Origin of the sequence: Centipeda periodontii DSM 2778, assembly GCF_000213975.1 — a bacterium.
Lineage (GTDB): Bacteria > Bacillota > Negativicutes > Selenomonadales > Selenomonadaceae > Centipeda > Centipeda periodontii.
Window position 1 is genome coordinate 922,642 of record NZ_GL892076.1, and the last position, 22,077, is coordinate 944,718.

The window sequence follows — 22,077 nt, forward strand, 5'->3', positions numbered from 1 at the left end:
CTGCCCTTTTTACCAAGAACGAAATTTATAGTTCTCTTACAAAGTCTCGCGCAAAGTTCTTAAAAATCCCCCCCTCTGTCACGATCGCCGTAATCAGCTCGTGATCCGTGACATCAAACGCTGGGTTATAGACATTCACTCCCTTGGGAGCCATACGTTCCTTATACCACATGTCGGTGACTTCTTCTGAGGGGCGCTGTTCGATGCAGATGTTGGCGCCGGTTGCCGTGTTTCGATCGATGGTGGAGGAAGGGGCGCAGACGTAGAAGGGGATGCCGTAGTGCTTGGCGAGGATAGCGACGCCGGAGGTGCCGATTTTGTTGGCGACGTCGCCGTTGGCAGCGACGCGGTCGCAGCCGACGAAGACGGCGTCGATCCAGCCGTTTTTCATGACGGTGGCAGCCATGTTGTCGCAGATGAGTGTGACGTCCATTCCTGCGGCACTGAGTTCATAGGCAGTGAGACGTGCGCCCTGCAGAAGGGGGCGCGTTTCATCGGCGTAGATTTTAAAGTTGTAGCCTTTTTTGTGTCCGAGGTACATGACGGCGGTTGCGGTGCCGTATTTGGCGGTGGCAAGCTGTCCGGCGTTGCAGTGGGTGAGAAGTCCGTAGCCGGGTTTTACGAGGGTGAGCGCGTGCTCGCCTATTTTTTTGCAGATGTCGATGTCCTCCTGCTTGATGCGGAGGGCTTCGTCACGTAGGAGTGTGCGGATCTCGGCGGTGGATTTTCCTTCTGCGTTCTTGACGATATTCTCCATGCGGTTCAGTGCCCATGAGAGGTTGACGGCAGTCGGGCGCGAGGAGTTGAGATAGTCGGCAGCGGTATGAAAACGGCGCGCAAATTCGTCGTAGTCGTCCGTGTCGATCTCAAGCGCGGCGAGGTAGATGCCGATGGCGGCAGCATCGCCGATTGCGGGAGCGCCGCGTACTTGGAGTTCGCGGATCGCTGTCCAAATTTCGCCCTGCGTTTTGAGGTGCAGGTATTCGGCTTTGTTCGGGAGCTTCGTTTGATCGATAATGACGAGGGCACGCTCCTCCTCATCGAGGGCGAGAGTTTCCATGTCAAGAATGTTTGTGGTCATAAGCTTTCCTCTTTTCATGATCGAAAATACGGGCGCGAACGTTACAGCCACATTCTACCGAAGATTTGTGTGATGTGGCAAGTGAATTTTACATCTGTATAAAATCTTGCACGAAAAGCCCTCCACGAAAGATAAAAAGTTTGACTTTTATTGGGAATGGTTTATAATATAAATCGTATGAAGAGCGCAGCGGCAAGGGCACGCGGCGCCAAGAATTTGGGACTCAACAGGGGGTATTTCAATGGCAGTAAAAGTTGCTATCAATGGTTTTGGCCGTATCGGTCGTCTCGCGTTCCGTCAGATGTTCGATGCTCCCGGCTATGAGGTCGTCGCAATCAACGATCTGACGAGCCCGAAGATGCTCGCACATCTCCTGAAGTATGACTCGACGCAGGGTCGTTATAAGTATGCGGACTCTGTTGAGGCCGGCGAGGATTCCATCACGGTCAACGGTAAGAAGATCAACATCTATGCACAGGCAAAGGCGGAAGAGATCCCTTGGGGCAAGCACGATGTCGATGTCGTGCTCGAGTGCACGGGCTTCTACACGGCAAAGGCAAAGGCTGAGGCGCATCTGAAGGCCGGTGCGAAGAAGGTCGTCATCTCCGCTCCCGCAGGCAATGATCTCCCGACGGTTGTATTCAATGTCAACCACAAGACGCTGACGAAGGACGATAAGGTGATCTCGGCAGCATCCTGCACGACGAACTGCCTTGCGCCGATGGCAAAGGCACTCAATGATCTCGCTCCGATCAAGAGCGGCATCATGGCGACGATCCACGCCTACACGGGCGATCAGATGGTGCTTGACGGTCCGCAGCGCAAGGGCGATCTGCGCCGTAGCCGTGCAGCAGCACTCAACATTGTTCCGAACTCCACGGGTGCAGCGAAGGCGATCGGTCTCGTCATTCCCGAGCTCAACGGCAAGCTCATCGGCTCGGCGCAGCGCGTTCCGACCCCGACGGGCTCCACAACGCTTCTCTACGCTGTGGTCGAGGGCAAGGTTTCGGTCGATCAGGTCAACGCGCAGATGAAGAAGGAAGCGACGGAATCGTTCGGGTATAACACGGACGAGATCGTTTCGAGCGACATCATCGGTACGACGTACGGCTCGATCTTCGATGCAACACAGACGATGGTCAGCGACACGGGCGACGGCAACACGCTCGTTCAGGTGGTCTCTTGGTACGACAACGAGAACAGCTACACGAGCCAGATGGTTCGCACGATCAAGTATTTTGCGGAACTCGGCTGAGACAAGTAAACAGAGATATACGGGACACGGATCGGAGTTGCTAGCGCTTTGATTCGGTTACCGTGTGCATACGATCTTTCACGAGGTCCGGCCGACGTTTGGGCCGAACCTCGTTTTTATTTAGGGAAACACTGATACGTTCAGCGATTCCTTTCTGGAGGGGACAATATGAATAAAAAGACAATGATGCACATTGATCCGCATGGGAAAAAAGTATTCGTCCGTGTGGATTTCAATGTGCCGATGGATGAGAATCAACATATCACGAATGACACGCGCATCCGTGCGACGCTCCCGACGATTCAGCATCTCCTGAATGCGGGCGCTGCGGTCATTCTCGCCTGCCATGTCGGACGCCCGACGGAGGCGCGCGAGCCGCAGTTCTCGACGCGTCCGATCGTGGCGCGTCTGGAGGAGTGCCTCGGTCAGCCGGTAAAGTGGGCATCGGACTGCGTGGGACCCGAGGCAGAGAAGGCTGCCGCCGATCTGAAGCCGGGCGAGGTGCTGCTCCTTGAGAATCTGCGCTATCACAAGGCGGAGAAGAAGAACGATCCGGAGTTCGCAAAGCAGCTCGCCTCGCTTGCGGACATCGCAGTCGATGATGCCTTTGGCGTGGCACATCGCGCACATGCCTCGAATGTCGGCATCACGGCGTATCTTGAGACGGTTGCGGGCTTCCTCATGGAGAAGGAGATCAACTACATCGGCAAGACGCTTGAGAATCCAAAGCGTCCGTTCGTCGCCATCATCGGCGGCGCGAAGGTCTCGGACAAGATCGGCGTGATCGAGAACATGATCGACAAGGTGGACACCATCATCATCGGCGGTGGCATGGCGCATACCTTTGACGCGTCGAAGGGCTACGCCGTCGGCGACTCCCTCTGCGAGCGCGATAAGATCGATCTCGCGAAGGAGCTGCTTGAGAAGGCGGAGAAGAAGGGCGTCAAGGTTGTTCTGCCCGTCGATCTTGTCATTGCCGACAAGTTTGCGGCAGATGCGAATACGAAGATTGTCGATGTGGACAAGGTTCCTGACGGCTGGCAGGCGCTCGACAGCGGGCCGAAGACATCCGAGGAGTATGTGAATGCCCTCAAGGGTGCAAAGACGGTGATCTGGAACGGCCCGATGGGCGTGTTCGAGTTCGACGCATTTGCAAAGGGCACAGAGGCGGTCGCGCGTGCGGTTGCACAGGCAACGAAGGAAGGCGCAGTTTCGATTGTCGGCGGCGGTGACTCCATCGCGGCGCTGAAGAAGACGGGGCTGTCCGAGAAGATCTCGCACATCTCGACGGGCGGCGGCGCGACGCTCGAGCTGCTCGAGGGCAAGGTGCTGCCGGGCATCGCGGCGCTCGCAGACGAGTAAGAAAGACAACAGAGGAGAAAATATATATGGCAAGAACACCGATTATTGCAGGCAACTGGAAGATGAACAACACGGTCGCGTCAGGTGTCGCGCTCGTCAAGGAGCTCGCGCCGCTCGTCAAGGACGCAAAGGCGACGGTTGTGGTCTGCCCGACGGCAACGGCGCTCGCGGGTGTCACGGAGGCGGTCAAGGGCTCGAACATCGCAGTCGGCGCACAGAACGTGCACTGGGAGAAGAGCGGTGCCTACACGGGCGAGATTTCGACGGATATGCTGACGGAGCTCGGCGTCTCTTACTGCGTGCTCGGTCACAGCGAGCGCCGCGACTACTTCGGCGAGACGAACGAGGGCGTGAACAAGCGTGCCCATGCGGCATATGCGGCGGGCATCACGCCGATCATCTGCTGCGGTGAGTCGCTTGAGATCCGTGAGGCGGGCACGTACCTCGCCTATGTTGCGTACCAGATCGAGGCGGCGCTTGCGGGCTTTGCGGCGTCGGACGTGGCGAAGCTCGTCATCGCCTATGAGCCGATCTGGGCGATCGGTACGGGCAAGACGGCGACGTTCGAGCAGGCAGAGGAGGTCTGCGGACACATCCGCAAGACCATCGAGGTGAAGTACGGCGCGGCGGCAGCCGAGGGTGTGCGCATCCAGTACGGCGGCAGCGTGAAGCCCGATACGATCGCGGGGCTCATGGAGAAGCCGAACGTCGACGGCGCACTCGTCGGCGGTGCGGCGCTCAAGGCAAAGGATTTCGCGGCGATCGTCAATTTCTGATTTTCCCCAAGATACATAAATGAACTTAGGTTGGCGCGGATTCTTTGCAGAGGCAGAGAATCTGCGCCTCCTGAGTCTTGAGCGAAAGCTCTTAGAAAGATATCAATATTATGGCAAAACTTAAGAATGCACCTGTCGCCCTCATCATCATGGACGGCTTCGGCAACGGTGACCCGAACGATATGAAGTACAACGCCATTGCCATGGCGAATACGCCGGTTATCGACGGGCTGAAGAAAAAATACAAATACAATCAGATCAATGCATCCGGCGAATACGTCGGACTGCCGCACGGGCAGATGGGCAACTCCGAGGTCGGGCACACAAACATCGGTGCGGGGCGCATCGTCTATCAGCAGCTCACGCGCATTACGCGTGACATCAAGAACGGCGACTTCTTCAAGAACAAGGCGCTGCTCACGATTGTACGCGGCGTGAAGGAGCGCGGCGGCGCCCTGCATGTCATGGGACTGGTCTCGCCGGGCGGCGTGCACAGCCATGACGATCATCTCTTCGGCGTGCTCGAACTCGCGAAGCGCGAGGGGCTGACCGAGGTCTGGATCCACGCGTTCCTCGATGGGCGCGATGTGCCGCCCAAGAGCGCGACGGAATACCTCGCGGCGGTCGAGAAAAAGGCGGCGGAGATCGGTGTCGGCAAGATCGCGACGGTCAGCGGCCGCTACTACGCCATGGATCGCGATCACCGCTGGGAGCGCGAGCAACTCGCCTACGAGGCGATTGCGCATGCAAAGGCGAAGTCGACGGCAAAGACGGCGGTCGACGGCGTGCTTGCCTCCTACGCCGACACGAGCGAGAAGCCAGAGGGTGTCACGGATGAGTTCGTTGTTCCGTTCGTGGTCGAGGGATATCTCGGTATGAAGAACGGCGACGGCGCGATCTTCTACAACTTCCGTCCCGACCGTGCGCGTCAGCTCACGCATGCATTTGTGGATGAGAAATTTGACGGCTTCCAGCGCGATGAGTCGCTGAAGATCCCGTTTGCGACGTTCTCGCAGTACGAGGCGGGCATGAATGCACTCGTGGCGTTCCCACCCGAGGAGATCGACAACACGTTCGGTCAGTATGTGCAGGATCTCGGCTATACGCAGCTGCGCATCGCTGAGACGGAGAAGTACGCGCATGTCACGTTCTTCTTCAACGGCGGCGTTGAGGAGCCGTACAAGGGCGAGGACCGCATCCTCGTGCACTCGCCGAAGGTCGCGACCTACGACCTGCAGCCCGAGATGAGTGCGATCGAAGTCACAGACAAGGTGGTCGAGGCGATCAAGTCAAAGAAGTACGACTTCATCATCCTCAACTATGCGAACTGCGACATGGTCGGACACACGGGTGTTGTCCCTGCGGTTGTGAAGGCGGTCGAGACGGTCGACACCTGCGTCGGGCGCTTTGTCGATGCCATCCGCGAGGTCGGCGGCGAGGTCTGCATCACGGCGGATCACGGCAATGCGGACAAGATGTGGGACTACGAGACGAATCAGCCGTTCACGAAGCACACGACGAACCCCGTGCCGTTCATCGTGGTCTCTGACCGCATCAAGGAGGTGCATACGGGCGCGCTCTGCGACATCGCGCCGACGCTCCTGACGCTGGCGGGGCTGCCGATCCCGAAGGAGATGACGGGCAAGCCGCTGGTTACGCTTGCGTAAAGCATGATGAAATGAATCTGTCCCTCAGGACTTCTATTTCTTAGGAGTCCTGAGGTTTTTTGTATTGGGCTCACAATTTAGGGAAGCACTGATAAATTCAGCACCATCATCTTGGCGCATCTTTTTTGCCCGCACTTCGTCAGCAAATCCTCCACATAGCTCTGGCTATGCGTCCGGTTTACCTCCTTGTTCGGACGAAAAAATCTACGCCAATCTGACGGACTTCATTTTATCAGCGATTCCCTAAACCTATCATCTCATCGATGTTCGTAAAAATTATTTTGATATTTTAGGGAATTACTGATAAAATAGAACCTCAGATTGGCGTTGATTTTTCGTTCAAAACGAAACGGAAGGAAAACCGGACGCAGACTACTGCTCTGTGGAGGAGCGAGGGCAAAGTTTGTGACCAAGCGGCTGCCGAACGGGCACCTCTGCTCTCCACAGCTTGAGGATATGGCGCCGTTTTTGCCGGAGGAGGAATTGAAGCGCAATATGTATGTCCCGCTTGTTTTGGAGAAAGATCATACACAGGGGAGGATTCTATGAAAACAGTGCTTTTAGCAGGAGGTCTTGGAACGCGAATCACGGAGGAATCTGAACGCCGCCCGAAACCAATGGTGGAGATCGGTGGCATGCCGATTCTCTGGCATATCATGAAGGGCTACAGTCATTTCGGTTTCAATGACTTTATTATCTGTGCCGGGTATAAGCAGCACATGATTAAGGAATGGTTTGCTGATTACTTTCTGCATACATCGGACATCACGTTTGATTTTACGCAGGAGAACCGTATGATCGTACACAATCAGCATACGGAGCCGTGGAAGGTCACTATCGTCGATACGGGGCTTGAAACCATGACGGGCGGACGCCTTCGTCGGATACGGAAATATATTGGAGATGAGACGTTCATGATGACCTACGGCGACGGCGTCTGCGACGTAGATCTCAAAAAGGTGGTGCACTTTCACAAGGAGCATGGAAAGGCTGCGACATTGACTGCCGTCATGCAGAAACAGCAGAAGGGGATCTTGGATATTGGATTAGACAATACGGTGCACGCCTTTCGCGAAAAAGCGATGGAGGACAGTGCGCCGATCAATGCTGGGTATATGGTGCTGGAACCTACTGTGTTCGATTTAATCCAGAAAGATGATACGGTTTTTGAGCAAGAACCTCTCATGCGGCTCGCGCGGGAGAATGAATTGAAGAGCTACCTGCACCGTGGATTTTGGCAATGTATGGATACTTTGCGGGAGAAAATAGTACTGGAAAACTTGTGGCAGACCGGCATGGCACCGTGGAAGTTATGGGATTAGGATAAATAGGGGCAGACGCCGTCGTGCGTCTGTCCTTTTCCATTTGAAAGAGTGCGGGTGGAATGGTATACTGGGCATGATGACGTGAAATGATCGGAGGTTTCTATGCTGCGATTCTTGGTGCTGCTGCGTGCACTGCGGCGTGATATTGCCGTGCTGCTCTTTGCAATGCTGCGGCGTGATACGCCGCGCGCGGTGAAGTTCTTGTTCCCCCTCACGCTGCTCTATCTCGTGAGTCCGATTGACATCGTGCCTGATACGATCCCGCTGCTCGGTGCCGTGGACGACATGATTATCCTGCCGGCGGCGACGGAGTTTCTCGTACGCATGCTGCCGAAGGATGCGCGCGCAGAGGCGGAACGTAACGTGACTCACTATGGGACACTCGTACTTGTCGTGGCGTCCGTTGTTCTGATCCTCTGGCTTGTGCTCCTTGTTTGGGCGCTCACGAAGGTGTTTGCATGAGGCTCTATATCGCGGAAAAGCCGAGTGTCGGGCGCGCGCTCGCTGCGTGTCTGCCGGATCCGCACCGCAAGGGGCAGGGGTGGATCGAGACGGGCGGCGGCGTGGTGACGTGGCTCTTCGGCCATGTCCTGCGGCAGGCGGAGCCGGAGGAATACGATCCAAAACTGAAACGCTGGCGCACGGAGGATCTGCCGATCCTGCCCAAAGAGTGGTGGCTCGTCGTAAACGAGAGTGCGGCGCAGCAGTTCGCGGTCGTCAAGGGGCTGATCGAGCGCGCGGATGAGATTGTGCACGGCGGCGACCCCGACCGCGAGGGGCAGCTGCTCGTGGACGAGGTTCTGGACTATCTCGGCAATGAAAAGCCTGTACGACGCATCCTTATCAATGCACTCGACGATAAGAGTATCCACGACGCGCTTAATGATCTGCGCGACAATCGCGATTTCCTGCCGTTGAAACGATCGGCGCTCGCGCGGGCACGCGCGGACTGGCTCATCGGGATGAATCTCTCGCGTGCCTACACGCTGGCAGCACGTCGTGCGGGGCACGATCGGCTTGTGCTCCCGATCGGACGCGTCAAGACGCCGACGCTCGCGCTCGTTGTGCGCCGTGAGCGCGAGATCGAGAACTTCAAACCCGCGACATATTATCTGCTCGATGCGGTATTTCGTCACGAGAAGTCGGGCGAATCGTTTCATGCACGATGGAAGCCGTCGGAGGAGTACACGCCGCTCGATCCAGAGGGACGGCTCGTAGACGAAAAGGCGGCACGCGCAGCTTTGGAGTCATTTGGCGGCGCGCCGCAGGACGCCCAGATCACGCGCTACGAGCGCAAGAAGAAGGAGGAGCCGCCGCCGCTCCCATTCTCGCTCTCCGCATTGCAGGTGCTTGCGGGAAAGCGCTACGGCTACGAGCCGCAGCAGGTGCTCGACACGGCGCAGAAACTCTACGAGGAGAAGCTGACGAGCTATCCGCGCTCGGATGCGGAGTATCTGCCCGTGAGTCAGCACAAGGACGCGCCGAAGATCCTTGGCAATCTCGCCGCACTTGACGGTTCGGAGCTCTCTGCATGGGCGCGTGAGGCGGATGCAAAGCAGAAGTCGCGCGCGTGGAACGACGCGAAGATCTCCGCGCATCACGCGATCATTCCGACGACCGTGCCCGTGAATCTCGCGCGGCTCAGTGAGATGGAGCGCAATATCTACGGACTGATTGCGCGTGCCTACATCGCACAGTTTCATCCGAACTACGTCTACGATCAGACGAAGGTCGAAGTCACCTATCACGGTGAGCTGTTTGCGGCGAGCGGGCGCACGGAGCGCGCGGCGGGCTGGCGCGCGATGTATCGCACGGGAAAGAGCGAGACCGAGGACGCGGAGAAGGAGGACGAGGAGAGCGCCGTACTGCCTCCGATGAAGAAAGGAGACGCGGCGAACTACGTGTCGGCAGACCTTTCCACGCGCCAGACGAAGCCGCCCTCGCGCTTTACGCCTGCGACACTTTTGCAGGGCATGAAGGAAATCCACAAATATGTGAAGGATGAGGCGGCGAAGAAGATGCTGCGCGATGTCTCCGGCATCGGGACGGAGGCGACGCGCGCGAGCATCATCGAGGATCTGATCCGGCGCAAATTCCTGAACGCCGCCGGCAAGAAGAAGGTGCTGACGCCGACGGCGGAGGCGTATCTCCTCATCGACGCGCTCCCCGATGCGATGACCTATCCCGATGCGACGGCAGTCTGGGAGGATCGTCTGCATTCGATGGCACAGGGCGAGGGGACGCCCGAGGAATTCCTCGCGGGACAGGCGGCGTTTGCGCGCGAGCTCTGCGCTGCGGCATTGACGGCGACAATCTCGGGCGGCGGAGGCGTCCCCTGTCCCGCATGCGGGCGCGGCGTTATGATGAAGCGCAAGGGGAAGCACGGTGATTTCTGGGGCTGCTCCGCATTCCCTCAGTGCCGTATGACAGCGAATGATACGGACGGTAAGCCGGACTTTACGGGGAAGCGGATCCCACGCGCCGCGAATGGAGCGGCGGGAGCGCCGTCGCCCGCGTCTGCACCTACGCCCGTTGCGCGCGGCAGCTACACGCCGACAGCAGATGAACAGGCGGAGATGGATGCGCTGTTTTTTGATTGACTCGGAGAATACTATGAGGACATTTTCATCGCTCGGCGTGCCCGAAAACTATATCGCCGCGCTCGAAAAGCGCGGCATCGCGGCGCCGACGGAGATACAGACGGCGTTCATCCCTGCCGCACGTGCAGGGGAGAACCTCATCGGTGAGGCGCCGACGGGGACGGGCAAGACGCTCGCCTATCTCCTGCCGATCCTAGAGCGCGTCGATCCCGCCGTGCGCACGACGCAGGTGCTCATCCTCGCGCCGACGCACGAGCTCGCCATGCAGATCGCGACGGTCGCGCGCGAACTTGCACAGGCGGCAGGACTGCCGATCGGTGTGCAGGCGCTCATCGGTGGGGCGAACATCAAGCGGCAGATCGAGGCGCTCAAGAAGAAGCCAGCACTCGTTGTCGGCTCCGCGCCGCGCGTGCAGGAACTGAACCGCCTCGGCAAGCTGAAGCTCACGGGTGTAAAGGTTCTCGTTCTGGACGAGTTCGACCGACTCCTCGGTAAGCAGCATCTGGATGACGTGCGTTCCGTCATCCGGCTTCTGCCGAAGGAAACACAGATGCTCTTCCTCTCTGCAACGGCGGGGACGTCCGCCATACGCATGGCAGAGAGTCTTTGCACGCTGCGCTGCATCCGCGTGGAGGGTACGAATGATACGTATGAAAATTACTATCATATTGTATCGTTTCGTGATAAAATAAAGGCGGTGCAAAAGCTGACGCGCCGTCTGCCGATCAAACGCGGACTCGTCTTTGTCGGACGCAGCTTCGATGCAGCGCACGCACTCGAAAAGCTGCGCTTCGAGGACATCAAAGCCGTTGCACTGATCGGACAGGAACGGCGCGACCAGCGGCGCGCGGCGCTTGACGCCATTCGCACAGGACGCGCCGAGCTCCTCATCTCCACCGATCTTGCCGCGCGCGGACTCGATATCGAGGATGTGGACTATGTCATCCATCTCGATCTGCCAGAGGATGTGCGCACCTACCGCCACCGCGCGGGACGCACGGCACGTGCGGGTAAGGCGGGGGCTGTCATCTCGCTCGTGGATGAGCGGGAGATGGACAAACTCAGGGCACTCGCCGCACGCATGGAGATTGAACTGGTGCGATTGCCGCGCGCCTGAGTACGCGGCACTGCGTTATCCATTTCCAAAGGGGGAAATCGTTCGTGGACATATTGCCCACATTGCTTGACATATTGCTCGTTGCTTTTCTGATCTTTATGAACGGCTTCTTTGTTGCGGCGGAGTTCTGCTGTGTGAAGATGCGAACATCGCGCCTCGAGACGCTGATCGCAGAGGGGAGCAGTCGCGCGGGATACGCCAAGCAGCTCACGGAACATCTGGACTACTCGCTCTCGGTGACACAGTTCGGCATTACACTTGCATCGCTTGGACTCGGCTGGGTGGGCGAACCTGCGATTGCGACACTCATTCTGCCTGTGACACAGGCGGCAGGTCTGCCCGATGAGGTGGGGCACACGGCCGCACTTGCGATTGCGTTCACGATCATCACCTCGCTGCACATCGTGCTCGGTGAGCTGACGCCGAAATCCATGGCGATTGCAAACGTCGAGAACATCATGCTCGCGATCGCGTTCCCGATGGTGCTCTTCGGTCGCGTCATGCGTCCATTTGTCTGGATCCTGAACACAGTGGCGAACTACATCAGCCGCCGCCTCGGCTATGATGTGAAGGGGGAGAATGAGGACGCGCACACGGAGGAGGAGATCCGTCTCCTGATGAAGGAGAGTTTCCGCCAAGGGCTGATCAACAGCACGGAGGCGGACTTCGTCGACAATGTATTCTCGTTTACGGAGCTGAACGCACGCGAGATCATGGTGCCGCGCACGGACATGATCTGCCTCTATCTCGACGATACGTCTGCCGAGCGCATCAAGACCATCCTCGAGGAACAGCAGACGCGCTATCCTGTCTGTTACGAGGACAAGGATCACATCATCGGCTTTATCCACGTCAAGGACCTCCTGCCGCCGCTCATCCGCGGGGAGCGGCTGAACCTGCGCCGCTATATCCGAAAGGCACTCGTTGTGCCTGAGAGCATGGATGGCAGTGTCCTCCTGCGTACGATGCAGGAGCAGGGCTCGCAGCTCGCGATCGTGGTAGACGAGTACGGCGGCACGGCAGGTATGGTGACAGTTGAGGATATCATCGAGCAGATCGTCGGTGATATCCGCGACGAGTTCGACGAGGAGCGTGAGAGCGTCGAGTGGCGCGCAGGAGATGTGTGCTCTGTGGATGCGAAACTGCTGCTCGAGGAGGTTGCCGACCTCCTCGCGGTGCGGATCGAGGATGAGGATGTGGACAGCATCGGCGGCTGGCTCTATGACCAGCTCGGCGAGGCGCCGCGCGTGGGGCAGATGGCGGCCCATGCGGGAACGCTGTTCTACGTCGAGGAGGTGGACGGCGTGCGCATTACGCGCGTGCTTGTTCATCTCCTGCATACGGTAGCGGAGGAGCAAGACGAGCCTCCGGTCCATGAGGAGGAATAGATATGGCATTTGATCCCGTGCTTTACGATGATATTATCGCTGCGTTTACGATAGATACGGAGCATCTGCATCAGGCGGCAGCAGCTTTTCGACAGGACATGCGCCTCGGTCTCACGGGATCGCCCGATTCCTCCCTGCGCATGCTGCCGTCCTATCTGGGACTCCCGACGGGCGAGGAGCGCGGCGACTATCTCGCACTCGACTTCGGCGGGACGAACGTGCGCGTCCTGCTCTACCGCCTTGCGGGCAACGGGAAATATGAAATGCTCTCCCACGTCGCAAAGCCGCTCAAGGTCGATGGTGTCTACGACTTCATCGGCGCGGAGGCGACGGGTGAGGAGATGTTTGACTTCATTGCAGGCCTCGTCGATGAGGTGGTTGGTGGCGATCATGAGACACCGTATCTTCTCGGACACACCTTCTCCTTTCCGTCCAGTCAGACGAATATCAACAACGCGCGCCTGATCATCTGGACAAAGGAATTTGCTGCGCGCGGCGTCGAGGGCGAGGTCGTCAACGATCTCCTGCGGGCAGCACTTGTGCGTCAGGGACTCTCAAATGTCACGCCGAACTCCGTCATCAACGACACGGTCGCCGTGCTCCTCTCGGCTGCCTACATCTATGGCGATACGAAGATCGGTGCGATCTATGCCACGGGGCACAACACCTGCTACCTCGAGTCCTATACGGGTACGGCAAATGCACCGATGATCCTCAACATGGAGTCGGGGGGATTTTCGAAGCTCGTTCCGAACCGTTTCGACATCGCACTCGACGCTGCATCGGAGAAAAAGGGCGAGCAGCGCCTTGAAAAGATGGTTTCGGGACGTTACATGGGCGAGCTCTTCGGGATGGCACTCGCCGAGCTTCTCGGAACGAAGGAGCACATGCATGCCTTTACGAGCGTCGACATCAGCCGCATACTTGAGGATGTGAACGGAGATGCGCAGTCGGCGGCATCCATCGTCGAAACAGCGACCGGACAAATGCTCTCGGCAGAGGATGCCGTGTGCGTACGTGAGCTTGCGCGTACCATTGTCGTACGCTCCGTGCGGCTCATCGCGGCGACGTTTGTCGGGACGCTCTGGCAGATCACGGGTGAGGGGGAGATCCGTCCCCAGCATATTGCCGTTGACGGTTCCGTCTATGAGAAGATGCCGCTCGTCAAGGAGACGATGGCAGACGTGTTTGCAGAGCTCCTCGGAGAGGATGCGCCGAAGGTCGATACGATCCTCGCCAGTTGCGGCTCGGGACTCGGTGCCGCGCTCGCGGCGGCGATGGTGGAGAGTGGGTAAGAATTAAGATTTTATCAGTAATTCTAGAAATTCTTCTTGCGTATTTTTTAGAGATGTGATACAATCGTATCAATTAGAGAAGATAGGAAATTTTTTCACAACAAAATAGATTGACTACTGAATAATGTAGATGAATTCGGTATTACGGGATAAGGCATAAGCCTGTCCCCTAATACCGTTTTTTATTTGTAAAATTGTGTTCTCAGGTATGGAAAGGAGGGAAAAAGATGAAAGTGACCATCACCATGGAAAATGCCTCTGGTCTTCACGCTCGGCCGGCAGTATTGATTGCCGACAAAGCATCGAAATTTCAGGCAGACGTCATGCTTCATGCAAATGGTAAGACGGCAAAGGCGACGGATGTTTTGCAGATCATGGGGCTCGGCATCACATGCGGCAGCGAGGTTACGGTTGAGGCTTCCGGCGAAGAAGAAACGGCGGCAGTGTATACCTTAGCCGGAATGCTTGCGGCGAAGGAGATCTATCGGTGAGAGTCGGCAGATCTGGTAAAGATTTCTGATATCGAGGTGAACCATCATGGAGTTTTTGAATCAAATTTTGGCATTGGGACCCACTGTTATGATGCCCGTGATTTTCTTTATCTTGGGGATCTGCTTCCGGCTGTCGATCGGTCGGGCATTTGAAGCAGGGATGCTGGTCGGCGTTGGCTTTACCGGGATTAACTTGATTGTGTCCATGCTTCTGAACAGCCTGGGCCCCGCCTCGGAGGATATGGTTGAGCGGTTCGGTGCGAGCCTGACAGTTATCGATGCAGGATGGGCAACGAGTGCAGCAATTGGCTGGTCGTCTCCTCTGATTCCGATGGTTGTGCCAGGTGCCATCATTTTGAACATGGTGCTGCTGGCATTGAAGAGAACACAGATCTTAAACATCGATATTTTCAACTACTGGCTGATTCTCTTGCCGGGTTCCATGGTCTACTATGAGACGGGCAGTCTGGCTCTCGGAACGGCAGCCGCTCTTATACTCTATCTGATTGCCTTTATCATTGCGGATAAAACTGCGCCGGCGATTCAGGAAATGTACAACATCAAGGGTGTCGCTTTCGTTCATGCCACATGTGGCGTCTATGTTCCTATTGGAATTGCAGTCAATGCCGTTATTGAGCGGATACCGGGACTCAACAAGATCAATCTGAGCCCGGAGGGCGTCATCCAAAAACTAGGTGTTCTTGGAAAACCCATTACGCTTGCCACGATTCTCGGCGCGGGCATGGGCGTGCTTGCCGGTTGGGGCGTTGGACAATGTGCATTCCTTGCGGTTCAAGTGGCTGCTGTTATGATCCTCCTGCCGAAAATGGTAGAGATTACTGTCGAGGGCGTCATGATTGTCCGCGATCAGGCGGAGACGGTGCTGAAAAAGATCTTCCCGGGACGGGAATTCAACATCGGCATGGATACGGCGCTTCTGATCGGCGAGCCATGTATTATCGCAACAGGGCTGCTGCTCATTCCTGCCGCACTTTTCATCTCGATCATTCTGCCGGGGAATCGCATGCTGCCGTTCGTCGATCTTGCATCGATCGTGTTCGTCATCTCCATGGTGGCTCCCTTCTGTAAGCGCAATATGTTCCGCATCTTTATTACGGGACTCTTTATCGTGACAATTGCGCTCTATGCAGGAAGCAACTTGTCGGGGATTTATGGCGTTGCAGCAGATCAGGCAAATGTGAGGCTGCCAAGCAATGTTACGTCGACCGAGCTGGGCAATCTGGTGTCGTCTTACAATACACCGGCTGGCTGGGCTTTGGTAAAATTGGGTGAGATGATCGGAAAGTAAAGGAGATGCGGTGCATATGAAACTCATCGGGATAGGCGATCTCCTGATACCGGCACGGTATATCGAGGAAGGATTTGCGGGATATCGGCAGAAAGGCGTGCAGATCGAGGTGCTCGACTGGCCGCTGAAAGATTATGAGGAACTGCAGGGGATCAATCTGCAGGTGGAGACGCAGGGGAGCGAAGTCTATGACGTACCGGACGCGCTCATCAAGAAGTTGCGTGATGCGGAGATCCTCATTACGCAGTTCTGTCCGATTACAAAGAAGGTTCTGGATGCCTGTACGAAGCTCCGATTTATTGGTGTTCTGCGCGGCGGATATGAAAATGTGAATGTGACATACGCGGCGCAGAAAGGTGTCACCGTTTACCATACCCCGGGGCGCAATGCGACTGCCGTCGCTGATTTCACCATCGGAATGATTCTGAGCGAATGCCGCAATATTGCACGTGCGCATGCAAATCTGAAAGCGGGGCGTTGGGTTCGCGACTATGTGAATGCTGCGACGGTACCCGATCTGGAGGATAAGACCGTTGGCATCATCGGTATGGGGCAGATCGGTCGGAAGGTTGCCAAGAGGCTGCATGGATTCGATGTGCGGATACTCGGCTACGATCCCTATGCGGACACATTGCCGGATTACGTTGTACGCGCTTCTTTGGACGAACTGCTTGAACAAGCAGATTTTGTGACAATACACGGCCGCCTTACCGACGAGACGAAGGGGATGATGAATGCGCATGCTTTCTCCTTGATGAAGCCGACAGCATATTTCATCAACACGGCGCGTGCCGGACTCGTCGACGAAGCAGCTCTGTATGCGGCGCTGAAGGAAAGACGAATTCAGGGAGCGGCGTTGGATGTCTTTGAGCATGAGCCGCTCAAAGAGGATGATCCCTTGGTCGGTCTTGACAACGTTACCATCACACCTCATTTGGCAGGAGGGACGGTAGATGCCTTCCTGCATTCGCCCGTATTGCTTGCTCGTGAGATGGAGGGGGCGCTCTCCGGTGATCTGACATCGCGCTGCATTGTGCGGCAGAAATGAGGTGTGCGATGGATTTCGGATTACAGGGAAAAAATGCGCTCGTGATCGGAGGCACGAAAGGGCTCGGGCGAGCGACCTGTGAGCTCTTTGCACAGGAGGGAACGAACGTCATTGCGGTCAGTCGGCATGGGGATGAATGTGCCGCACTTGCAGCTGACCTGCGGGACAGATATGGAATACGGACCGCGGGAATCGCATGTGATTTGAGCGGAAGCGGGCGCAGCGATGTCGTGCGTGAGGCGCTTGCGGCGTTCGATACGCTGGATATTCTCGTCAATGCTGCAGGCATCTGGCCGCAGGCCTATGTCCTCGATATGGAGGAGGAGGCATTTCGGCATACAATAGAGGTCAATCTGATCAGTCCATTTGTTTTATGTCGTGATTTTGCTCGGTATCTGGTCGATCAGAAGAGGCCAGGGAAGATTGTGAACGTTGTGTCACAGGCGGCGTTTACCGGGTCAACAACGGGACACGCGCACTATGCGGCTTCCAAGGGCGGACTGGTATCCTTTACGGTGTCGCTTGCACGCGAGCTTGCGCCGCATGGTGTCAATGTCAATGCAGTTGCGCCTGGAATTATGGATACGCCCATGATTCACGAGGTGCTGAAGACATGCAGAGAGTATTACTGTCAGCGAATTCCACTGGGCAGAGTCGCAGAGCCGGAGGAAGTCGCGTACAGCATCCTGTTCTTGTGCTCGAATAAGGCGGACTATCTGACGGGAATCACGCTGGACGCCACGGGCGGCATGCTGATGAGGTAAAGACACGAAAGGAGGGGCTGTCATGGCAAAATATTTAATCGGAATCGATGCCGGCAACACATCGAGCAAGGCGGTCATTTTTGATGAAGCGGGAAAGGTGGTCGCTTCGTCCTCGACGAAAAGCTCCGAGCGCATGCATCTTGCGCCGCGCGGCAGAGGATTTGAGGAGTTCGATGTCGATGAGCTCTGGCACATGGTATCGCAGTGCATCAAGCGGGCGATCGAGAAGTCCGGTGTCGCGGCAGAGGATATTGCCGGCATAGGGATTACTTCTTTTGGCAACGGCATCGTATTCCTCGATGAAAAAGGTTGGTCCATTGCGCCCGGGTGTTTTTCGCAGGATTATCGTGCCAATGATATTATCGCGCTGTATCAGCGGGAGGGCACCTATGATAAGATCAACCGCATGGTGCATGGAACGCTGTTTGCAGGAGAGCCGGGACCGATCCTGCGCTGGTACAAGGAGCATGAGCGTGCGGTCTATGACCGAATCGGCAGCGTGTTGATGTTCAAGGACTATCTGATGTACCGCCTGTCCGGCAAGTTTGCTACGGATCTCAATGTCATCGGTGGTTCATTCATGGTTGATATGGATACGATGGAATACTCGGAAGAACTGATGAACGTATACGGTATTCCGGAGATGTTCGACAAACTGCCGACGTTGTATTCGAGTCCGGAGCAGATCGTCGGCACTGTGACGAAGGATGCGGCAGAACTGACCGGGCTCAAAGAGGGAACTCCGATCGCTGCAGGAATGATGGATATTCTGGCGAGTCTTGTCGGAGCCGGAGCGACAGGAGAAGGCGTGATTACGTCCATTGCCGGATCGTGGTGTATCAACGAAACGCATTCGGATCGTGTGATACCAAATGCATCGAGTAATATGCCCTATATTCACAAAAACGAATACCTGAACTGTTCGTATACGGGGGCATCCGCGACGAACTACGAATGGTTCCATCATGTACTCGGGGATAAGGCAAGACTGACAGCCGTGTATGAGCAGCGCGACTACTATGATGTGTTGAACGAGTGGATTCTAAAGGCAGAGCCGAATATGGATACGCCGTATTTTCAGCCGTTTGTCGCATCTCCTAGTATTCATGTCAATGCGCGTGCCGGATTCAGCAACATAAATACGCATACATCTTACGGCGAACTGTGCTATGCAGTTGTCGAAGGGATCGCGTTCATTCACAAACATCATATTGACTTTCTTATTGATTCCGGACTGCCCGCAACGCTCATCCGATTGACGGGAGGAATGGCAAAGAGCCCTGTGTGGACGCAGATTTTTGCCGATACCATGAACCTGCCGGTCGAAGTTGTAGAGTGTGATGAGACGGGGGCGCATGGCGTTGCTATCGTTGCCGGCATCGGTGCGGGTGTATACAAGAGCTATGAAGAAGCCTTCGAACGCTCAGTCAAGCTGAAATCGCCTGTCGTTCCCAATCCGGAAAAGGCCGCGTTCTATCAAAAGCGATATGTGGAATGGCAGCGGCAGAACCGTCATTTGTTGGAGTATTGGAGTGAGAAGCAAGATGGCTAGGACATTTATGCTGATCCCCTCCGTGCGGGATATACGGAATCTGGACAAGGCGCTGAAATTGGAGCGGGGCGAAATTCTGCTGAGCACGGTATCTCATATCGGAAATCTTGCCGAGCTTACGACACTATGTCATAAGAATGGGAAGGAAGTCGTTGTCAACCACGAGCTCATTGGCGGTCTCGGAACGGATACAATTGCCTTTGAGATGCTGAAGAAAGCCTACAAGGTGGATGCCGTCATCGGCTCGAATGTATACCAGGTCAGTAGGGCGAAGGCAGTCGGGCTAAAGACCATTTGGAGGATTGCGCTCCTAGATTCCCTGTCGTTGGAGATGGCTTTCCGGTCCATTGAGGTGACAAAGCCGGATGCCATCGAGCTCAGACCTGCAATCTGTGCATATGAGTTTCTTGATGCATTCCGCAAAGTGTTTTCCGGTAAGATTTTTGCAAGCGGTTTTGTCAGTCGGGCTGATTTTGCACAGCGACTCTATCAGCGCGGATTTGATGGGATTATGACGAGTTCGCAGACGATGTGGGACTGGAATGCAGTTGACTGAAGTGGCGAGGAGGGATCTATATGCCTTTGGTAAATATGAAGAAGATGTTGGCAGACGCGAGAACGGGCAAATATGCTGTCGGTGCATTTGATGTGAGCAACCTTGATATGGCACTGGCTGTCACGGAGGTTGCGGAAGAAAAGAAATCGCCGGTCATCTTGATGGGGTTGGCTGTTGATCTTGCGGGTGATCGGCTTTCCTATTGGCTCGGTTATTTGCGCAAAATTGCCGAGGCAGCAACCGTTCCTGTTGCAATCCATCTCGATCACGCCGTGGACCTTTCGTTTATCAAGCGTTGCATCGACGGCGGTTTTTCTTCCGTGATGTTTGACGGCTCTATGCTGCCTTTGGAGGAGAATGTTCAAAAGACAAGCGAGGTCGTCGCGTATGCACATCGTTTCGATGTCAGCGTAGAAGCGGAGCTCGGTCATGTGGGAGACGGCATTGTAGGGAGCAGCGAGATCGGTGCTGCGAAGAAGGATACCTTTGACAATCCCGATGACTTTCTTACACAGCCGAATGAATTGACAGATTTTATCGATCGCACGCAGGTGGACTGCATTGCCGTCGCAGTGGGAACGGCGCACGGACTTTACGTGCACAAGCCGAAGATCCATTTTGAACGGCTGCAAGAGCTGAACGCAATATCGACTGTGCCGATGGTGATGCATGGCGGCTCGGGAACGCCGGATGAGCTGATTCGTAAATCCGTTGCAAACGGCATATGCAAGCTGAATATCTTTTCTGAGATGCTGACCGCGTTCAACGGAGCACTCAAGGCGGAATTGGAGAGCGCGGAGCATTTGGCGATTTGGCCGCACCAGCTTTATCAGAAGCCGCTTGCTGCCTTGCAGGAGGTCGTGCGGCAGAAGATCGATCTGGTCGGTTCGGCAGGAAAGGCTTGAGGCTCCATTTGTGACATGGGAGTCCCTGCCGCCATATCGGCAGGAGACTCGTCAGAAATATTGGGGGTATTGATTATGGAAAAAACCAAAATCCTTTGTGTTGCGGATGGCGGCATTACCGTGCAGATGATGGAAGAACTGCGCGCATTGGAGAAATTTGGCGCGGAGATCACCATCGTCGAAGATAAAGATATGTATGCAATGGGGCCGATTACGGATCGTATGACTCTCATTGAACATAAGGGGATTGATGCTGCTCCCACATGTGAGGCTCTGTTGGAAAACTGTGCGGATAAGGATATTCTTGTCGTGCATGTCGCGTCCATCAACAAAGAGGTTATCGAGAAGGCAAAGCATCTCAAGGTGGCAGCCGTTCTGCGCGGCGGTTACGAGAATGCAGACGTTCCTCTCTTAACGGAGAAGGGCGTAAAGCTCATCAATGCGCCGTGGCGCAGCGCAAATGCGGTAGCTGATTTCACTGTCGGCATGATGATTGCAGAGAACAAGAATATTGCGCGCAGTCATCACCTCCTCATGGAAGGAAAATGGTGCAAGAAGTACGATAACCAGAGTTACATTCATGATATGCGCAAGATGACCGTTGGCATCATCGGCTATGGATACATCGGTCAGCGCGTGAGAATGCGTCTGCAGGGATTTGAATGTAAAGTTCTTGTTCATGATCCGTATGCCGATCCAAAACAGTTCGCCGATCACAATGTTGAATTCGTAGCGCTGGATGAACTGCTGCGTCAGTCGGATATGGTGACGCTTCATCTGCGGCTCTCGGAAAAGACGGAGCACTTCATCGGCAAGGATGAACTGTCCAAAATGAAGTCGACCGCATATCTCATCAATACGGCGCGTGCAGGTTTGGTCGATACGGCAGCCTTGGCAGACGCATTGCGGGATCATGTGATTGGCGGCGCAGCCATCGATGTGTATGATGTGGAACCGCTGCCTGCGGATCATCCGTATTTGCGGCTTTCCAATATTACGCTGACGAGTCATCTTGCGGGCACCTCGTGCGATACCATGATGACCTCTGTGGAGATCGGACTGGAAGACCTGAAGCGGTATCTGACTGGGGAAGAGATGGTTAATATTCGTAATTAACGAGTCCCAGCTACTGTCGATAAGCATGTGTTTATCGGCAGTAGTTTTTTATACTCCAATTGAACTTTGTGCCGATCTATCGAAATCGACGGGCCCTTGATACATTTCGCTTGCCACTACGCCGCTTACTGTGCTATGATAGACGGAAATAATTCATATGAGTGAAGGAAGGAGCTTTTTCTTGCTCACGCTTTTAATGGTACTTGATGCAATCGTTGCGATCATTCTCATCGCGTCCGTGCTCGGGCAGGAGGCGAAGTCTGCCGGCATGGGCGGCCTCGACGGCGGCGGAGATACGGTATTCTCGGGTAAGGCGCGCGGGATGGATGCGCTGCTCGCGCGTGTGACCATCGTCTTCGCGATTTTGTTCGGTGTGATTACGATCGTGATTGCGCGGATGTCGAGTTGACGAATATCCCTGTTGCCGTCTCAGCGGTGCAGGGATTTTTTCAGGTGGAAAACATGTCGGA

20 protein-coding genes are annotated in these 22,077 nt (G+C 55.7%); 19 read left to right on the top strand and 1 reads right to left on the bottom strand.

Annotated features, from left to right (window positions below; genetic code table 11):
• Nucleotides 1-25: 25 nt before the first annotated feature.
• Entirely contained in the window at nt 26-1,081 is a 1,056-nt protein-coding gene (gene mtnA, locus HMPREF9081_RS04150) for an S-methyl-5-thioribose-1-phosphate isomerase (RefSeq protein WP_040394468.1), read from the bottom strand.
• Between the two features lie 241 nt (nt 1,082-1,322).
• Between mtnA and gap the strand changes: the two genes are divergently transcribed.
• The 19 genes from gap (at nt 1,323) to secG (ending at nt 22,016) form a co-directional block, all read left to right on the top strand.
• Nucleotides 1,323-2,336: a type I glyceraldehyde-3-phosphate dehydrogenase gene (gene gap / locus HMPREF9081_RS04155; protein WP_006305749.1), complete on the top strand. Its 1,014-nt coding sequence runs from the start codon at nt 1,323-1,325 to the stop codon at nt 2,334-2,336.
• A gap of 168 nt (nt 2,337-2,504) precedes the next feature.
• On the top strand, nt 2,505-3,698 hold the full coding sequence (locus HMPREF9081_RS04160) for a phosphoglycerate kinase (RefSeq protein ID WP_006305750.1): 1,194 nt from the start codon (nt 2,505-2,507) through the stop codon (nt 3,696-3,698).
• A gap of 26 nt (nt 3,699-3,724) precedes the next feature.
• Nucleotides 3,725-4,474 carry a triose-phosphate isomerase gene (tpiA, locus tag HMPREF9081_RS04165; protein ID WP_006305751.1) on the top strand — a complete coding sequence of 250 codons (750 nt, stop codon included), beginning with the start codon at nt 3,725-3,727 and terminating at the stop codon, nt 4,472-4,474.
• A 110-nt stretch (nt 4,475-4,584) separates the two neighbouring features.
• Nucleotides 4,585-6,141 (top strand): 2,3-bisphosphoglycerate-independent phosphoglycerate mutase, encoded by a 1,557-nt coding sequence (gene gpmI / locus HMPREF9081_RS04170; protein ID WP_006305752.1) that lies wholly within the window; start codon nt 4,585-4,587, stop codon nt 6,139-6,141.
• Between the two features lie 545 nt (nt 6,142-6,686).
• Nucleotides 6,687-7,463: a glucose-1-phosphate cytidylyltransferase gene (gene rfbF / locus HMPREF9081_RS04175; protein ID WP_006305754.1), complete on the top strand. Its 777-nt coding sequence runs from the start codon at nt 6,687-6,689 to the stop codon at nt 7,461-7,463.
• A gap of 105 nt (nt 7,464-7,568) precedes the next feature.
• Nucleotides 7,569-7,928 (top strand): YkvA family protein, encoded by a 360-nt coding sequence (locus HMPREF9081_RS04180; RefSeq protein WP_006305755.1) that lies wholly within the window; start codon nt 7,569-7,571, stop codon nt 7,926-7,928.
• The gene (locus HMPREF9081_RS04185; protein ID WP_006305756.1) at nt 7,925-10,066 is read left to right on the top strand and encodes a DNA topoisomerase III; all 2,142 of its coding nucleotides are present in this window, start codon (nt 7,925-7,927) and stop codon (nt 10,064-10,066) included. Before HMPREF9081_RS04180 ends, HMPREF9081_RS04185 begins: the two co-directional genes overlap by 4 nt.
• Nucleotides 10,067-10,079: 13 nt before the next feature.
• A complete protein-coding gene (locus tag HMPREF9081_RS04190; protein WP_040394470.1) occupies nt 10,080-11,183 on the top strand; it encodes a DEAD/DEAH box helicase in 1,104 nt (367 codons plus the stop codon).
• Nucleotides 11,184-11,227: 44 nt separating this feature from the next.
• Nucleotides 11,228-12,571, top strand: coding sequence for a hemolysin family protein (locus tag HMPREF9081_RS04195; RefSeq protein ID WP_006305758.1), 1,344 nt, complete (start codon nt 11,228-11,230; stop codon nt 12,569-12,571).
• A gap of 2 nt (nt 12,572-12,573) precedes the next feature.
• Nucleotides 12,574-13,866 carry a hexokinase family protein gene (locus HMPREF9081_RS04200; RefSeq protein WP_006305759.1) on the top strand — a complete coding sequence of 431 codons (1,293 nt, stop codon included), beginning with the start codon at nt 12,574-12,576 and terminating at the stop codon, nt 13,864-13,866.
• 227 nt (nt 13,867-14,093) lie between these two features.
• A complete protein-coding gene (locus HMPREF9081_RS04205; protein WP_006305760.1) occupies nt 14,094-14,357 on the top strand; it encodes an HPr family phosphocarrier protein in 264 nt (87 codons plus the stop codon).
• A 46-nt stretch (nt 14,358-14,403) separates the two neighbouring features.
• Nucleotides 14,404-15,666, top strand: a complete 1,263-nt coding sequence (locus HMPREF9081_RS04210) for a PTS galactitol transporter subunit IIC (RefSeq protein WP_006305761.1) — start codon at nt 14,404-14,406, stop codon at nt 15,664-15,666.
• 16 nt (nt 15,667-15,682) lie between these two features.
• Complete coding sequence (locus HMPREF9081_RS04215; RefSeq protein WP_006305762.1) at nt 15,683-16,714, top strand: 2-hydroxyacid dehydrogenase; 1,032 nt, start codon at nt 15,683-15,685, stop codon at nt 16,712-16,714.
• Nucleotides 16,715-16,722: 8 nt separating this feature from the next.
• Nucleotides 16,723-17,478 (top strand): SDR family NAD(P)-dependent oxidoreductase, encoded by a 756-nt coding sequence (locus tag HMPREF9081_RS04220; protein WP_040394472.1) that lies wholly within the window; start codon nt 16,723-16,725, stop codon nt 17,476-17,478.
• 22 nt (nt 17,479-17,500) lie between these two features.
• Complete coding sequence (locus HMPREF9081_RS04225) at nt 17,501-19,030, top strand: FGGY-family carbohydrate kinase (protein ID WP_006305764.1); 1,530 nt, start codon at nt 17,501-17,503, stop codon at nt 19,028-19,030.
• On the top strand, nt 19,023-19,586 hold the full coding sequence (locus tag HMPREF9081_RS04230) for a glycerol-3-phosphate responsive antiterminator (RefSeq protein WP_006305765.1): 564 nt from the start codon (nt 19,023-19,025) through the stop codon (nt 19,584-19,586). Before HMPREF9081_RS04225 ends, HMPREF9081_RS04230 begins: the two co-directional genes overlap by 8 nt.
• 20 nt (nt 19,587-19,606) lie before the next feature.
• On the top strand, nt 19,607-20,491 hold the full coding sequence (locus tag HMPREF9081_RS04235; protein WP_006305766.1) for a class II fructose-bisphosphate aldolase: 885 nt from the start codon (nt 19,607-19,609) through the stop codon (nt 20,489-20,491).
• A 75-nt stretch (nt 20,492-20,566) separates the two neighbouring features.
• Complete coding sequence (locus tag HMPREF9081_RS04240) at nt 20,567-21,607, top strand: 2-hydroxyacid dehydrogenase (protein ID WP_040394474.1); 1,041 nt, start codon at nt 20,567-20,569, stop codon at nt 21,605-21,607.
• A 196-nt stretch (nt 21,608-21,803) separates the two neighbouring features.
• Nucleotides 21,804-22,016, top strand: a complete 213-nt coding sequence (secG, locus tag HMPREF9081_RS04245; protein ID WP_006693319.1) for a preprotein translocase subunit SecG — start codon at nt 21,804-21,806, stop codon at nt 22,014-22,016.
• The last annotated feature ends 61 nt before the right edge of the window (nt 22,017-22,077 follow it).

Bases quoted from the DNA above. Each gene is read 5' to 3' on its own strand.
- mtnA (WP_040394468.1), bottom strand. From the start codon at position 1,081: ATGACCACAAACATTCTTGACATGGAAACTCTCGCCCTCGATGAGGAG.
- gap (WP_006305749.1), top strand. From the start codon at position 1,323: ATGGCAGTAAAAGTTGCTATCAATGGTTTTGGCCGTATCGGTCGTCTC.
- HMPREF9081_RS04160 (WP_006305750.1), top strand. From the start codon at position 2,505: ATGAATAAAAAGACAATGATGCACATTGATCCGCATGGGAAAAAAGTA.
- tpiA (WP_006305751.1), top strand. From the start codon at position 3,725: ATGGCAAGAACACCGATTATTGCAGGCAACTGGAAGATGAACAACACG.
- gpmI (WP_006305752.1), top strand. From the start codon at position 4,585: ATGGCAAAACTTAAGAATGCACCTGTCGCCCTCATCATCATGGACGGC.
- rfbF (WP_006305754.1), top strand. From the start codon at position 6,687: ATGAAAACAGTGCTTTTAGCAGGAGGTCTTGGAACGCGAATCACGGAG.
- HMPREF9081_RS04180 (WP_006305755.1), top strand. From the start codon at position 7,569: ATGCTGCGATTCTTGGTGCTGCTGCGTGCACTGCGGCGTGATATTGCC.
- HMPREF9081_RS04185 (WP_006305756.1), top strand. From the start codon at position 7,925: ATGAGGCTCTATATCGCGGAAAAGCCGAGTGTCGGGCGCGCGCTCGCT.
- HMPREF9081_RS04190 (WP_040394470.1), top strand. From the start codon at position 10,080: ATGAGGACATTTTCATCGCTCGGCGTGCCCGAAAACTATATCGCCGCG.
- HMPREF9081_RS04200 (WP_006305759.1), top strand. From the start codon at position 12,574: ATGGCATTTGATCCCGTGCTTTACGATGATATTATCGCTGCGTTTACG.
- HMPREF9081_RS04205 (WP_006305760.1), top strand. From the start codon at position 14,094: ATGAAAGTGACCATCACCATGGAAAATGCCTCTGGTCTTCACGCTCGG.
- HMPREF9081_RS04210 (WP_006305761.1), top strand. From the start codon at position 14,404: ATGGAGTTTTTGAATCAAATTTTGGCATTGGGACCCACTGTTATGATG.
- HMPREF9081_RS04215 (WP_006305762.1), top strand. From the start codon at position 15,683: ATGAAACTCATCGGGATAGGCGATCTCCTGATACCGGCACGGTATATC.
- HMPREF9081_RS04220 (WP_040394472.1), top strand. From the start codon at position 16,723: ATGGATTTCGGATTACAGGGAAAAAATGCGCTCGTGATCGGAGGCACG.
- HMPREF9081_RS04225 (WP_006305764.1), top strand. From the start codon at position 17,501: ATGGCAAAATATTTAATCGGAATCGATGCCGGCAACACATCGAGCAAG.
- HMPREF9081_RS04230 (WP_006305765.1), top strand. From the start codon at position 19,023: ATGGCTAGGACATTTATGCTGATCCCCTCCGTGCGGGATATACGGAAT.
- HMPREF9081_RS04235 (WP_006305766.1), top strand. From the start codon at position 19,607: ATGCCTTTGGTAAATATGAAGAAGATGTTGGCAGACGCGAGAACGGGC.
- HMPREF9081_RS04240 (WP_040394474.1), top strand. From the start codon at position 20,567: ATGGAAAAAACCAAAATCCTTTGTGTTGCGGATGGCGGCATTACCGTG.
- secG (WP_006693319.1), top strand. From the start codon at position 21,804: ATGGTACTTGATGCAATCGTTGCGATCATTCTCATCGCGTCCGTGCTC.